This is a genomic window from Chitinophaga caeni, from assembly GCF_002557795.1.
GTDB classification, from domain to species: Bacteria; Bacteroidota; Bacteroidia; order Chitinophagales; family Chitinophagaceae; genus Chitinophaga; species Chitinophaga caeni.
The window spans coordinates 550,446-564,800 of the sequence record NZ_CP023777.1; the positions used below are offsets into that span (position 1 = coordinate 550,446).

Annotated in this window: 7 protein-coding genes and 1 tRNA gene; 3 read left to right on the top strand and 5 right to left on the bottom strand. The window is 40.7% G+C overall.

Annotated elements, in window-relative coordinates; genetic code table 11:
- Positions 1-113 precede the first annotated feature (113 nt).
- Positions 114-2,936, bottom strand: coding sequence for a porin family protein (locus COR50_RS02240; RefSeq protein ID WP_098192467.1), 2,823 nt, complete (start codon positions 2,934-2,936; stop codon positions 114-116).
- 352 nt (positions 2,937-3,288) lie between these two features.
- A tRNA-Pro gene (locus tag COR50_RS02245) sits at positions 3,289-3,363 on the bottom strand.
- Between the two features lie 545 nt (positions 3,364-3,908).
- On the opposite strand from COR50_RS02245, the gene COR50_RS02250 reads away from it, so the two are divergent.
- The gene (locus COR50_RS02250) at positions 3,909-4,523 is read left to right on the top strand and encodes a hypothetical protein (protein WP_098192468.1); all 615 of its coding nucleotides are present in this window, start codon (positions 3,909-3,911) and stop codon (positions 4,521-4,523) included.
- Positions 4,524-4,582: 59 nt separating this feature from the next.
- Here the strand turns inward: COR50_RS02250 and COR50_RS02255 are convergent, their stop codons facing one another.
- The 3 genes from COR50_RS02255 to COR50_RS02265 all read right to left on the bottom strand — a co-directional run bounded on the left by COR50_RS02255 (position 4,583) and on the right by COR50_RS02265 (position 11,159).
- A complete protein-coding gene (locus COR50_RS02255; protein ID WP_098192469.1) occupies positions 4,583-6,877 on the bottom strand; it encodes a GH92 family glycosyl hydrolase in 2,295 nt (764 codons plus the stop codon).
- Positions 6,878-6,984: 107 nt separating this feature from the next.
- On the bottom strand, positions 6,985-9,279 hold the full coding sequence (locus tag COR50_RS02260; protein WP_198405759.1) for a GH92 family glycosyl hydrolase: 2,295 nt from the start codon (positions 9,277-9,279) through the stop codon (positions 6,985-6,987).
- Positions 9,280-10,142: 863 nt separating this feature from the next.
- The gene (locus tag COR50_RS02265) at positions 10,143-11,159 is read right to left on the bottom strand and encodes a LacI family DNA-binding transcriptional regulator (protein ID WP_098192471.1); all 1,017 of its coding nucleotides are present in this window, start codon (positions 11,157-11,159) and stop codon (positions 10,143-10,145) included.
- A 485-nt stretch (positions 11,160-11,644) separates the two neighbouring features.
- Here COR50_RS02265 and COR50_RS02270 point away from each other — a divergent pair, with 485 nt between their 5' ends.
- Together COR50_RS02270 and COR50_RS02275 are read left to right on the top strand one after the other, a co-directional pair.
- Positions 11,645-12,712, top strand: a complete 1,068-nt coding sequence (locus COR50_RS02270) for a fatty acid desaturase family protein (RefSeq protein WP_098192472.1) — start codon at positions 11,645-11,647, stop codon at positions 12,710-12,712.
- A 71-nt stretch (positions 12,713-12,783) separates the two neighbouring features.
- Positions 12,784-14,274 (top strand): ATP-binding cassette domain-containing protein, encoded by a 1,491-nt coding sequence (locus COR50_RS02275; RefSeq protein ID WP_232516256.1) that lies wholly within the window; start codon positions 12,784-12,786, stop codon positions 14,272-14,274.
- Positions 14,275-14,355: the final 81 nt, after the last annotated feature.

Here is a 14,355-nt window from a genome sequence, read left to right on the forward strand (position 1 = left end):
TTTTGGGCAAGCAAAAAAGTACAAATAAATGTGCAGGTGGACATTGAATCGAACATTTGAGGCGATGATAATTTTTCATTGAAAATTTAGTCGGACAATAATGAATAAATGGATTAAAAAAATCTTGGGAAATATGATATAGATAACATATAATATCGTGTCAAGACATTTACATCTCCATTTACAAAATAATTTCCCTTTGCATAATTTAACACCCCCTTATTTTGATTTAATAAATCGTAACCCGAAAGCTTCATCTCAAGGTTTCTTTTCTTCAAAAATCTTTTGGAAACATTCATATTAAAAATATTAAACTGGTTATTTGAACCCCTACTGGACCTTGTATAATTCAAGGATAATGTAGATCCAATGCTCCAACCCTCTAAAAATTTGTATGCGGCACCCAATGAATTGACGATTGTACTAGTAGTAAATCGATCCTGCCCTTTCACCTTGGCAAAGTTATTGACAATACCATTCGCCATTATAACACTAAACATATCCCTATAATTAAAAAGTGTTGAAATCTTCGTATCAGTGCCAAAGTTGAGAGTTTCCAGTCTAATTCCATTAAAGTATGAAGGCAGTTTTCTTAATGAAGCCTGTGTATTAAATGTGAACTCTAATCTATTATTCTCATTCAGTTTAAATGATTTAGAAGCTTCTATGGAAGCATTCCCATATTTACTATTAACATTCGAGTAATAAATAAGACTTCTACCTACGGAATCGATATAGACGCTATCCGTAAGTGCATCTCTTGAAATACCAGCACCTACAAACATCCTGATATCATAGTTATTGGATCTCCTCGAACTTATCAAGGTATAATTAATCTTAAGATCATTATGTAATGTTTCTCTCAAGTTTGGGTTACCAAGGATTTGATAATATATAACAGAGCTATCCACCAAGGGTAGTAACTGCTCCAATACTGGGTAAGTAAAATATTGATCGAAAGTTATAGAAAACCACTTATTAAATTTAGATGTTTTGGATTTTGAGTGACTTAATTCCGCTTTAGGTGTAAACTTCAAATATTTCATACTCAGATTCTGTTTTGGCTGAGTGGCCAAAGACTTCCAATAAAACCATTGACTATTCAATGATAGACGCAGATTCCAGTTACTTGATCTTCCAGTAATATCGCTTTGGCCCCAAGATTTATTCATGGATAAACCAGAAGAAGCTGTATAAGAATTTATTACCCGATTGTTAGTTAAACCAAAATTATTTACTTTGACATCCTCATTGAGGATATCGTAAACATAATTATCGTCCTTCTCATTATTCCATTTAACATTTGCATAGATATCAAACTTTATATTATGAGAATTCAGCCAATTATAATTTCTGGCTTTAATTCCATTAACAGTAATCCCTACTTCATTGAATAAGGAATTCCCATGTTCATTATAATTCCTATCATAATCAGTCATACTCGCCCCACCCTGCATATTTAGGGAAGCAACCCTCTTAATAAGCCGCTTTGATTCAGCAGCCAAGAAAGTATAGTTCAATTTGTATGAATATGACCATTTCTGAATTTTTGAATAGTTACTTAAGTCAAATGCATCCCTGTCATATGCATATTCGATATTAAAGCCACCTTGTACATATTCATTTTGCGATTTGTATTTATTAGAAGAAGACGAAAGCATTCCTTTCATACTGCTAGACAATTCAATATAATTTATGTCAGATCGCGAATCATATTTTTTGTGAATGAAAGGTTTTATCAATAAGCTCTTCCCCTTTTTTTTCTTCTCATACTTACCGTTAATACTATGATCTTCATTCACGGTCGCACTCTTCAAATTCTCCTTCTTTAATAAACTTTCTTCATCAGAAATAGAGGTTATTCTAAACGTATTTTTATCTAGGAGAAGTTTATTCTTATTGGATGAAACATCCAATTGCATCCTATTATAAAAACCCAAATTTTCATTCTCGTTGAAACTATGTAGATACCTTGCAGCCAAATTGAGCGGAAGCAGGTTCCCAAGTACTCCAAAATTCGGTTCAAATTCCACCCTCGCGCCGTTTCCCTTGTATGACATATTCCGTAGCATCGCTTCCATATTGTCTTGCCGCATGTTCACATTATTATGCGCAGCAGCAATAGACAGTTGGGAGCGACCATCAAATGCATTCAAAGTCCCCTCCAGCATATAATGCTTTCCAGTTCCGCCACCAGCACCCATTTTCCCGAAAAAGCCCTTGTTTTTATCTTCTTTCAATACAACATTCATACGGGTTTCCGGTTCCGACAACCCGTTTGCTTTATCTTCATAAACCTGTATCTTTTTCACGGAAAGTTTCGGGAGATTTTGCAATGCTATCGACATATCATCACCAAAGAAAGGTTTTCCATTAACGGTAAGTCCCTTAATCTCTTTCCCGTTAACGGTTATTTTGCCATCCGACCAAATTGTCATCCCTGGCAAGCGGCGTAGCAGATCATCAATAACGGCATTAGAATCCAACTCAAATGCATCCGCATTAAACTCAAGCGTATCGCCATTCATTTTAACAGGGGGAGGCATACTGATAGCAAATTCTTCTAGCTCGTTTATTTTTGGCACGATGTAAATCTTCTTTAAATCAACCGCCGAAAGTCTACTGTCAATGGTAAGCTCTTTAACAACTTGCCCGAACGAGACATGTGACAATAAGATTTTTAATGGAACATTTCTCGGGATTTTATCGATGGTAAAAGCGCCAAACCTATTCGTCAGTCCAAAATTTATTATTTTACCGGAGGCTTTAAAATATACGGCGACGGTTAAGGAGGGGATAGAGCTGTTATGTAATGAATCTATAACAATTCCTTTAATAGAACTTAACTTACCTGTAGTGCTATTTTGGGCATTTACCTTTATTGCGCCAAGGAGTAAAATTATAGGAATAAGTCTAAAAGTTACAAAACAATTCATGGCATATTAAACCAATCCTTAGCAATATTTTTAAATGGCATTGCTAACACATCAATAAATGCAAAAGGCTAGTCGCAAACAATTCGGGTTCTTAGGGGAGCCAAGCTACTTCTGGGTAAGGACTATAAATAAATAAAAGTTTTCTGCTTTATTATTGTTCTTTGGTTGATTAATTAGGTTAAATAAAATAAGTGTACAATAGTACATTTAAAACAAATATATAAAAGTATTTTCAGAACAAAGCATTGGACGTTCGAATGTGGTAATTCTTTGAAACCTCCTGGCCGAGGATAAGTAAGACCCTTAAAACCAAAAAAGCTCGCAAATCTATGATTTACGAGCTTTAATGTTGTCGGGATGGCAAGATTCGAACTTGCGACCTCCTGGTCCCAAACCAGGCGCGATGACCGGACTACGCTACATCCCGAACGATGGTCATTTTATTGTTTCGAACTACTTGATTCACAGCTTTTTCCGTGATCGTTTCCGTAATTCGGTTTGCAAAGATAGCAGATTCTAAATAAGAAAAACAAATATTTTTAGACTTTTTTTCAAATTTATTGGCTCCCTGGTTGCTTCCAAAATTTTAAATCCTTCTTAAAGCTAATATAGCAAAGGATTACAGACAACAAACCGCAGTGCCTTACCCGGAAATTTATCCTCCTTGCAATACTATTAAACGACGCTTTACACTTTCAATTCACAAGCATAATTTGCAGCAAACACTTTTTAAAATGTTTATAAATTTTTAATTTTACTGCTATCGACCTTCGTTGCAAATTTTTTATTATTGTTAAAGTTTTGACTTTTTCATGTATCTATATTAATTTATTTCATAATTTGTAACAAAGCGACAATAGATCACGTTTAAAATTGAATACCATGTAATACGAATTACGTTGCATTACTCCAAAATGGCGCGAAAGAACAATACTCAGAATCTTAAGTTGAATTTGAAAATTGCGACCCGTTATGACGAAGATATCACCTACTACTCCCAACACTTACGTAAATGTAACTGACGAAGGCATCCTCAAAGCCACCGGCAAAAACTGGAATGATTGGTTCAAATTGCTGGAATTAAACCATGCACTAAAGCTATCCCACAAGGAAATCGTAGAACTCCTCAAAAAAGAAGGGGTTGAAAGCAATTGGTGGCGACAAAAAATCACCCTCGGCTTTCTCACGGCTACCGGGCGCAGGAAAGTAGGGCAACAAGCCGACGAGGGTTTTAACGTTGGCGCACGTAAAATATTCCCGCTTACCGTGGAACAAGCCTGGATACTCGTTACTTCGGAACGCGGCATGAACACATGGTTACAAGGCAACGATAATAAGTTTATAGAGGCGCATGAAGATCTTAAAGTAATCAGCCCCAACTCTCACCTCAGGATGCGTTTCCAATTGCCGGGATGGATGAAAGAATCCACGATACAGGTAAGGGTGATTCCTACCGATGACCCGCACCGCAGCACGATCAGTTTCCACCAGGAAAATCTCGCCACGGAATTGATCCGCGATGAAATGCGCAAACATTGGAAAACGGCGTTAAATGAATTGATGGTGCTTGCTGAAACTTATGATTGATAACTACAAAAAACCGCCCCGGCTACATGCCAAGGCGGTCTTAAAATTCTATGAATTCTTTACGCTCTCTTGTTAGGTTTTGCACTCATATAGAATACAATTTTTCCACCTTTCATGATCTCTTCATGCGTAATATATTTCCTGTCTAATTTCACGCCGTTCAATTCAACTTTACTTACGTAAACGTTCTTGTCGGATTGATTTTTCGTCTCCACGGTGAAAGTATTACCGTTTTCTAAATGCAAGGTAGCATCCACGATGGCAGGACTTCCCAGCGAATATTGCCCCGATCCGGGCGCTATCGGGTAAAAACCCAAACTACTGAAAATATACCAGGCGCTCATCTGCCCGCAATCGTCATTCCCTCCCAAACCATCGCTCGTAGGACGGTACATCTTCTTCAAGATCATCCTCACGCGGGATTGTGTTTGCCAGGGCGTAGTGGTATAGTTGTACAGGTACACGGTGTGATGCGATGGCTCATTACCATGCACATAATTCCCGATAATTCCATCCCGGGTAATGTCTTCCGTTTCAGCGAAAAATTCATCCGGTAAGTGCATCGTGAACAGTGAGTCTAAATGGATCGCGAAGCGTTTTTTGCCTCCCATCATCTCGATCATATCTTCCGGGTATTGCGGTACATACAAGCTGTAATTCCAAGCATTTCCCTCGATGAAACCTTGTCCATGTGTTTTCAATGCGTCAAATTCCTTGCGGAACTCACCGTTATCCAACTTCGGGCGCATGAAACCGCTAACGGGGTCGTATACGTTTTTGTAATTCAAAGAACGCTTGATAAACTCGTTGTAAATATCATCCCTACCCAATTTCTTGGCTGCCTGTGCAATGGCCCAGTCATCATAGGCATATTCTAACGTCTTAGATACGGATGAACCGCTTTTATCTTCAGGTACATACCCTTTATCCATATAATAACCTAAGCCGTCATAAGTCCTGTGGCGGGCGGTTGTAACGCATGCATCGAGCGCTTTGTTAGCATCGAAAGGGGTATTCCCTTTCACGATTGCATCGGCAATCACGGAAACGGCGTGGTAGCCGATCATACACCAGTTTTCATTAGCATAATGCGACCAAACCGGCAACATATGTTGCGCACTTTGATCAAAATGCGCCATCATGGATTGAACCATATCGGCATTGCGCTTCGGTTGGATCAAGTTGAAAAATGGATGCAAAGCCCTGTACGTATCCCATAAAGAAAAAGTAGTATAGTTCGTAAAGCCGTTAGCCTTATGAATGTTCATATCCAGCCCGCGGTATTGCCCATCTACATCCATATAAGTTGTGGGATTGATAAAGGCATGGTACATCGCGGTGTAGAAATTCACTTTATCATCAGCGGAGATCGTGTTGACCTTGATCTTTGCTAGTTCCTTCTCCCAAAGCTGATCTGCCTGTTGACGCACCGCTGCAAAATCCCAACCCGGCAATTCTGCCTTCATATTTTTCAATGCGCCCTCGGTACTTACCGGCGACAGCGCCATCTTCACCAATACTTTTTCACCTGCATTTACATCGAAGTCAAAATAAGCCCTGATCTGGTGACCTGCCATCTCCGGGAAGTTCTTAGAATTATCAAATTTACCCCAGAACCCACGGTACACTTGACGATCGTATTTCTCATGACCATATTGCTTAAATGGCTTGGAAAATGCCATCGCGAAATATTCTATCCTCGTTCTTGCCCAACCGTTGGTTTGACGCCAGCCGGTAATCAAGGTATCATTTTCTACGCGGATAAATGTCCATACATTCTTTTCCTTGTAATTGTAAATGCCGCTCATCATATCTAAAATGATGTGGGCATCCCCTTTCGCCGGGAAAGTATATTGATGTAGACCAACGCGGTTCGTGGCAGTTAATTCTGCGATGATGTTATCATCATCCAGCTTCACCTTGTAATAACCAGCCCTCGCAACTTCATTATCATGTGAAAAACGGCTGCGGTAACCCGTTTCTGGATGGTCTGCCGTACCGGGATTCAATTGTAATTTTCCCATGGTGGGCATCACCAGGAAATCTCCCAGGTCGCTGTGACCCGTTCCGCTGAAATGCGTATGACTGAAACCGACGATCGTTTTATCGGTATATTGATAGCCCGCGCAATATTTATAAACATCCCCGTTATAACGGCCGTTCATCTCGTAGGGAATGGTATCCGTATCAGGGCTCAACTGCACCATTCCGAATGGTACCGTTGCGCCTGGATATACGTGTCCCATACGTTCTGTACCGATCAAAGGATTTACATACTTGGTCAATCCACCACCGGTTTGAGCCATGGCGGGGATAGCGGCATAACAGAAAAGGGAAAAAATTATACGTTTCATTTTTAAGAGTTAGGCTTTGACTTTGTTAAAAGAAAAAAATACATCCCGAAGAATCGGGATGTGGTTCATACAGTGAACAATAAATAGCATGTCAACTATTCATACTCTTAACGCTTTTCCACCCTTGAGAAAGAGTAAGGTAAAGCTGCATTATTTATACCGCGGGATTTGTTCGGTTGATCAGCCATCTTGATTTGAAGTTGACCACCGTTTTGTAAATCCTGGTGCGTAATAAAGTTCTTATCGTAAGTTTTGCCGTTCAGGTTCATGCTTTCGATGTAAAAATTCTCTTTACTGTTTCCATCGGCATCGATCGTAAACTTCTTACCATTTTCGAAGGTGATCTCGGCATGTTTGAACAACGGAGCACCGAATACATATTCAGGCGTACCGGGACAAACAGGGTAGAACCCTAATGAAGAGAATACATACCAAGCAGAAGTTTGACCATTATCCTCATCACCGCAATAACCATCGGGAGTTGCATGGTATAAGCGGTCCAATACCTGGCGGATCCAGTATTGTGCTTTCCAAGGAGCGCCTACATAGTTATATAAATAAATCATGTGCTGGATCGGTTGGTTACCGTGCGCATATTGACCCATACCTGCAATCTGCATCTCGCGGATTTCGTGGATCACACCACCGTAATATGAATCATCGAATACAGGCGGCATGATGAATACGGAATCCAACATATTCACCATCTCGGCTTTGCCACCCATCAGGTTAGCCAAACCCTCGATATCATGGAACACGCTCCAAGTGTAGTGCCAACTGTTACCCTCGGTAAAGGCATCACCCCATTTAAAAGGATTGAAAGGGGACTGGAATTGACCATCCTTGTTTTTACCACGCATTAATTTATGGCTAGGATCGTACAGGTTACGGTAGTTCTGGTTGCGTTTTGCAAAACGCGCGATCTCCGCCTTCGGGCGATTCAAGGCTTGCGCCAACTTGTAGATCGTGAAATCATCGTAAGCATATTCCAAGGTACGTGCAGCGTTTTCGTTAATCTTCACATCGTAAGGCACATAACCTAACTTGTTATAATAATCTACGCCTTTACGTCCCACGGAAGTCATCGGCCCTTCGTTTTCGGTATTTTTCAGGATCGCTTCATACAAAGTGTTGATGTCGAAACCGCGGATACCCTTGATATAAGCATCGGAAATCAGCGAAGCGGAGTTAGAACCGATCATGCAATTGCGGTGACCGGGACTAGCCCATTCCGGCAACCAACCACTTTCCTTGTAAGTATTGGCCAATCCATCCATGATGTGTGCATCCAAAGTAGGATACATCAGGCTGAAGAACGGGAACACGGCGCGGAAAGTATCCCAGAAACCGTTGTCGGTAAACATATAACCGGGCAATACTTGGCCGTTGTAAGGACTGTAGTGCATGATTTTGTTCTGCGCATCCAGCTCGTAGAATTTGCGTGGGAACAACATGGTTCTATATAAACAAGAATAGAAAGTACGCACTTGATCTATTGTACCGCCAGAAACTAAGATCCTGGACAATTCCTTGTTCCAAGCTTCTTTCGCTTTGGTTTTTGTCGTGTTGAAATCATCGTTGGCCAATTCGCGCTGCATGTTCAGCTCCGCTTGCTCCTGGCTGATGAAAGAAGAAGCGACTTTTACGTTAACCTGCTCGCCGCGGGTAGTAGCAAATCCTACGATGGCACCAACATGATCGGCTTTATATTCCAAAGTATCCTTGGCCAAAGTTTCCCCGTGCCAGGTGTTGGCAGTTTTAAAAGGCTTATCGAATACTAAAACGAAATAGTTCTTAAAGTTTTTAGGAACACCGCCACTGTTGCGGGTAGTGTAACCGATAATTTTTCTTTCGGACGGGATAATTTTTACATAAGAACCCCTATCGAAAGCATCTAACACAACGAAGGCGCTATCGGTTGTAGGGAAAGTAAACCGGAACTGCGCCGCCCTTTCGGTCGGTGTAATTTCCGTGGTTACGTCGGCATCAGCCACGTACACGCTATAATAATAAGGTTTGGCAACTTCAGATTTATGGGAGAACCAACTGGCGCGATCATCCTGGGTAAACTTGGCTGTTCCCGTTACAGGCATGATGGCAAATTGGCCGTAATCATTGATCCAGGGAGAGGGTTGGTGCGTTTGTTTAAAACCGCGCAACTTATCTGCACTGTATTGGTAAGCCCATCCATTACCGATTTTACCGGTTTGCGGCATCCAGAAGTTCATGCCCCAAGGCAGCGCGATGGCAGGATAAGTATTCCCATTGGAGAGAGAGATTTTTGAATCTGTTCCCATCAATGGATTCACCCATTCTACCGGGTCCGTGACCTGGCTCACCTCCTGGGCTTTGCTCAATGTTGCACAGCAAAATGCAACGGCTAATAATCCAAATCGTTTCATATTCATGTGTTGATAGTCTTAATAAGTTTAAGCAATCTACGAAATGACAATAATAAATATAAGAGAGAAGCCGGCCCTGGAAAAGGCCAGCCGAATTATGCTACTCTTTATGTAAAATCTTTATTGTCAATTCAATGGTATTTTAAATTCAAAGGCATCACCATGATAGAAAATTAACAAATATAGATACTAAATTAATAATCTATAAAACATAATAATCTCTACCGCCCCTCAAAATTACTACCCCTCCCACGGGTTACATTTTAGTATAACCAATGCTAAATCGATTTTGCAATATACACCAAAACTAATACATTGCAGCTATCATTTAGCTACCTAGGGCGGGGTAGTGTGACGCTCTACCTTCACAAAATTTTAATATTTTTTAAAATAAGCTTTGCCCGGCTGTATTTCTTTTCATAAAAAGTAGCTGCGCGACTAAATTGAATACGAATTACCTTTCTTTTATTCATTAACCGGCCTAAGATCTATCAGTTTTCTAACATGGAGCCAGCACGGCAAAATTATTTACAAAGTATTTATCTCCCTACCGTTTCCAAAACAGGTTTCCATATTTCGCTAACTTATTCCTACTTACATAAAACGTTTTAGCAAACGTTCATAAAAAAAAGAAAATCAATCATTTCGATTTTTTATATGCCGATCAACGATCAAATCACGCTAAACTTTTTAAATTAATTTTTTAACTTCGGGTATTAAACCCTTCGCAAAATCGTTTTAGCATGTACATATAAAAAAAAGATGCTTTCATCTCTTCCTGTTCAGTATACATGACCTTTCACCATGTATGTTCATGGTAAAAATAAAATTATTTTTAGTTTTTCAACAATTTTTCTCTGTTTTTATGATGAACCGCGTACGATGAACTTACCGGGCAGCGCTACTTGCCACTTTTTTGCGCCCCCCTTCACCTGGTTCAATTGCTGCATCAGCATGCGTATAGCAGTCTTGGCAATCTCCTCTACCGGTTGTTCTATCACGGTGATGCCGGGTGGGTATAAACGGAAAAGGTCATGATCATCAAAACAAACCATCGCCAAGTCCTTCGGAAGATTCAGACCAAGTTTTACAAAAGTCTCCAAACCTCTTATCCCGAGGTAGTTCGTAGTAAAGAAAATGGCGTCCAGCTTAGGGTTCACTTCCAGGTATTGGGTGATGGCGGTAATGGCAGCTTCTTTATCAAGGTTATACGGCAATTTTAACTGGTATTTTTTCCTCTGGGGAATGCCATGCTCCTTCAAGGTATCAACATACGCTTTAGTTCTCTCCTTGATTTGCACCATATCCATATCTACCGTAACTAAACCGATATGTTTATGTCCCTTCTTTATAAGGTGCTCCATTCCTTTTGCTACGGAACCGTAGCTATCAATCAGTACATGCGGGGCGGGTAAACCGGGGAAATAACTATCCATTAAAACTATCGGCTTATTATACTCCATTAACTGCTGGATATCTTGCTCCATCCCTGCAACCGGCGTAATCAAGTACCCATCGACCTGCTGCCTACTCAACATGTTAATCAACTCCGCTCCTTTCTTTGCATCGTTTTCAGTACTACAATAAACGATACGGTACCCGTATTTTTCAGCTTCCGATTCGATCGTTCCCGCCAAAGAAGCGAAGAAACTACCGGAAATGCTCTCCACGATCAAACCTAATATCTTCGATTGCCCCGTCCTCAGGTTTACCGCCACCTGGTGGGGCTGGTAACCGCTTTTCCTTACAATAGCGCGGATCTTGTCGGCCAGCTCATCGCTGATACGCATTTGCTTAGCTTTACCATTCAATACGAACGATACGGTCGACGGCGCCACGCCTGCTAACTTGGCTACATCTTTAAGGGAGAGTCGCTTCATATTTAACCATTTCTACTGGGTTTGTCAACTTGGTTGATAATTACCTGGATTGTTCACATTTATTAAATTCAACTATAAAGAACAGCCGCTCCGGCGGCCCTGCCGGGGCAACACGATTTGCAAATGTATAATTTCCCGGCAGCTTGTACATTAAAACTTTCTATGCTGCTACGTATTGTCGTAGTTTGATGTTTTTACAATACTCCCATAAACGCATCCAAAACTATCATATTATAACTCAATATAGAAAAATTGTGTGTAATGACTATTAGTTTAATCTGCGGCTTTTTAAATATTTTTTAACAAAAAAGCATCATTTTCGAAGATTTTCCATCAAAAACTTGGTAGTTTCAAATTATTTAATAAGATTGAGAAGGCTTGGGGCAATTAAATATCACAACAGCCCGTTAAAGTGGAGAGCTTTCTTATTACGATACTACAAGATCAGCACTGCTGTTTCACCTCACAATTCATGAAAAAAGCGTATGAAACTATTAGCCAACACAACAGACCCGGTATATAATCCAAAAGCTGAACTCACCGCCTTAGATCGATTCTTATTACAATTTATCAAGGACAAACGTGATTTGCCTTTTCTATACTTGACGATCAAGATATCTCTCACCTTACCGGTTTTGGCTATCTTATTATATATGCCTTTTTTAAATGGTTGGTTATGGTTCGCGGTGGCGGTCCTGTACCAGTATTTCAATAACATCGTTTTCAAAGGTCCGTTCGGTCTAATGCTCCATTGCACCAGCCACCGGGCTTTTTTTAAGAAAAAATACAGGCTAATGAACCATTATTTACCTTGGTTCATAGGCCCCTTCTTCGGTCAAACACCGGAAACTTATTACAGTCACCATATCGGCATGCATCACCCCGAAAACAACTTGGAAGAGGACGAAAGTTCCACGATGAGCTACCAACGTGATTCTTTGCGCGGGTTTGGATTATACTTAGCCAGGTTTTTCTTTATGGGTGTATACCATCTCTGTTTATATTTTGCGAGAAAGAACCGCAAGAAGCTCTTAATAAGATCCGTTCGCGGGGAACTTTTATATATCCTGATGTGCGTTGGATTAAGCTTCGTGAATTTCTGGGCCACGTTCGTCGTATTTATATTGCCTTTCGTCATATCCAGGATCATCATGATGGTGGGTAATTGGGCACAACATGCGTTCGTTTGTAAACATGATCCGGGGAATCCTTATAAAAACAGCATAACCTGTATCAATACCAAGTACAACCATAAGTGCTGGAACGATGGTTACCATATCTCCCATCACCTCAAACCTAGTATGCATTGGACGGATCATCCCGTTTACTTCAAGGAGACCCTCCATGAATATATTGATAATGAAGCGATTGTTTTCGACGGTATCCATTTCCTACATGTATTTGCATACCTGGTAAGCAAGCGCTACGATCTTCTTGCCAAACATTTTGTCAACATCGGCGATCGATATGCTTCCGAGGACGAGGTAATAGAACTTCTTAAGTTCCGTACCAGGCGGATACCAGTTACATCACCCGCAATGGCAACGGTATAAATTCCGTGGTATAACATCAGAATGTTCTGTACATTAGCAGGCAATTCTATGTTAACGAAACTATCAGAACCGTGCCCTTACTTACATTAAGAAATATCCGGGTAAGATATTTAGATACCACCTTGTTTGAAGACTTGTCCTGGCAAATTGAAAACGGGGAACAATGGGCCATCGTGGGGAAAAGCGGATCGGGAAAAACGACCCTGCTTAACACCATCACGGGGAAGTATAACGTGATCAATGGCGCCATCGAGCATCATTATTATAATGCTTACCGCGATTCCCATGATATCAAAGATCCTTATTTCAATTACCGCCATTTGCAAGCTACGGTTGGCCAACAACATGATTTTAAGAACCGTTCCAATACAACCGAGTTTTATTATCAACAAAGGTTCAATAGCGCCGATGCCGATGAAGCAATCTCCGTTCGCGAATACCTTTTCGGGGAACCTGGTGATGTATTACCGTCCATACTAGCTTTAATCGAACCCTTAAATTTAGAACCGCTGCTTCCTAAAGCTTTAATTAAGCTTTCAAACGGGGAAACGAGGAGAACTTTACTAGCAAAAGCCTTGCTAAAGCAGCCCAAGTTATTACTGCTGGACAATCCCTTCGTTGGTTTGGATGTGAAAGCCCGCCAACATTTACACGGTATTATCAACCACGTAATAGAATCGGGCACAGCGGTGATCTTAGCTACGATGCCCGGTGAAATACCAAGCGGGATTACGCACGTTTTACAATTGGATCAAAACCGCGTAGTGAATAAGTTTACGAGGCAGGAATTTGTATCTCAACAAAGGGTTAAGGCCCCTGGTCAAAGCTTCGAGCTGCAACCTGCGGAAATCGCGTTACTACGGCAATTAGCGGCCGCTGCACCTAGTTATAATTTCCAGCAGATCGTTCACATGGAAAAAGTCAAGGTAAAATATGGTGAGAGCACGATCTTGGAGAACCTGGATTGGACGATTCTCCCCGAAGAGAAATGGGCATTACTGGGCCCAAACGGCGCGGGAAAATCAACGTTACTCAGCCTTATAAACGGCGACAACCCCCAAGCCTACGCTAATAACATCATTCTATTTGATCGCAAGAGGGGAAGCGGGGAGAGTATCTGGGATATCAAGAAAAAGATAGGTTTCGTATCGCCCGAGTTACACCAATATTTTCCTAACAACAGCTCCTGCTTGCAGGTTGTTGCTTCAGGTTATTTCGATACGATCGGCGTACATCATAAAGTTAATGCGGAACAATTAGGGAATGCGCTTAAGTGGATGCAATTGTTAGGAATCCAATATTTTGCTGAAAAATCATTTAAATTTTGCCCCGGAAGTATTCAAAGACTCACATTATTAGCCCGCGCATTGGTAAAACAACCACCCTTGTTAATCTTCGACGAGCCTTGTCAAGGCCTAGATCAAGAACAGAAAGAACATTTCAAGCAGGTCATTGACATGTTATGCAAGTATATCCCCATGACGTTGATCTTCGTTACCCATTACAGTGACGAGATACCAACGGCAGTTGACAAATTATTGGAACTCAAAAAGCTCGCTTAATCTATTTTTGTTCATTCGTCGATAAAAGAATAACTTTAGTGCGATTATTTATTATTAATATTTAGCATACAAATTACACTA

Bases quoted from the DNA above. Each gene is read 5' to 3' on its own strand.
- COR50_RS02240 (WP_098192467.1), bottom strand. From the start codon at position 2,936: ATGAATTGTTTTGTAACTTTTAGACTTATTCCTATAATTTTACTCCTT.
- COR50_RS02250 (WP_098192468.1), top strand. From the start codon at position 3,909: ATGACGAAGATATCACCTACTACTCCCAACACTTACGTAAATGTAACT.
- COR50_RS02255 (WP_098192469.1), bottom strand. From the start codon at position 6,877: ATGAAACGTATAATTTTTTCCCTTTTCTGTTATGCCGCTATCCCCGCC.
- COR50_RS02260 (WP_198405759.1), bottom strand. From the start codon at position 9,279: ATGAAACGATTTGGATTATTAGCCGTTGCATTTTGCTGTGCAACATTG.
- COR50_RS02265 (WP_098192471.1), bottom strand. From the start codon at position 11,159: ATGAAGCGACTCTCCCTTAAAGATGTAGCCAAGTTAGCAGGCGTGGCG.
- COR50_RS02270 (WP_098192472.1), top strand. From the start codon at position 11,645: ATGAAACTATTAGCCAACACAACAGACCCGGTATATAATCCAAAAGCT.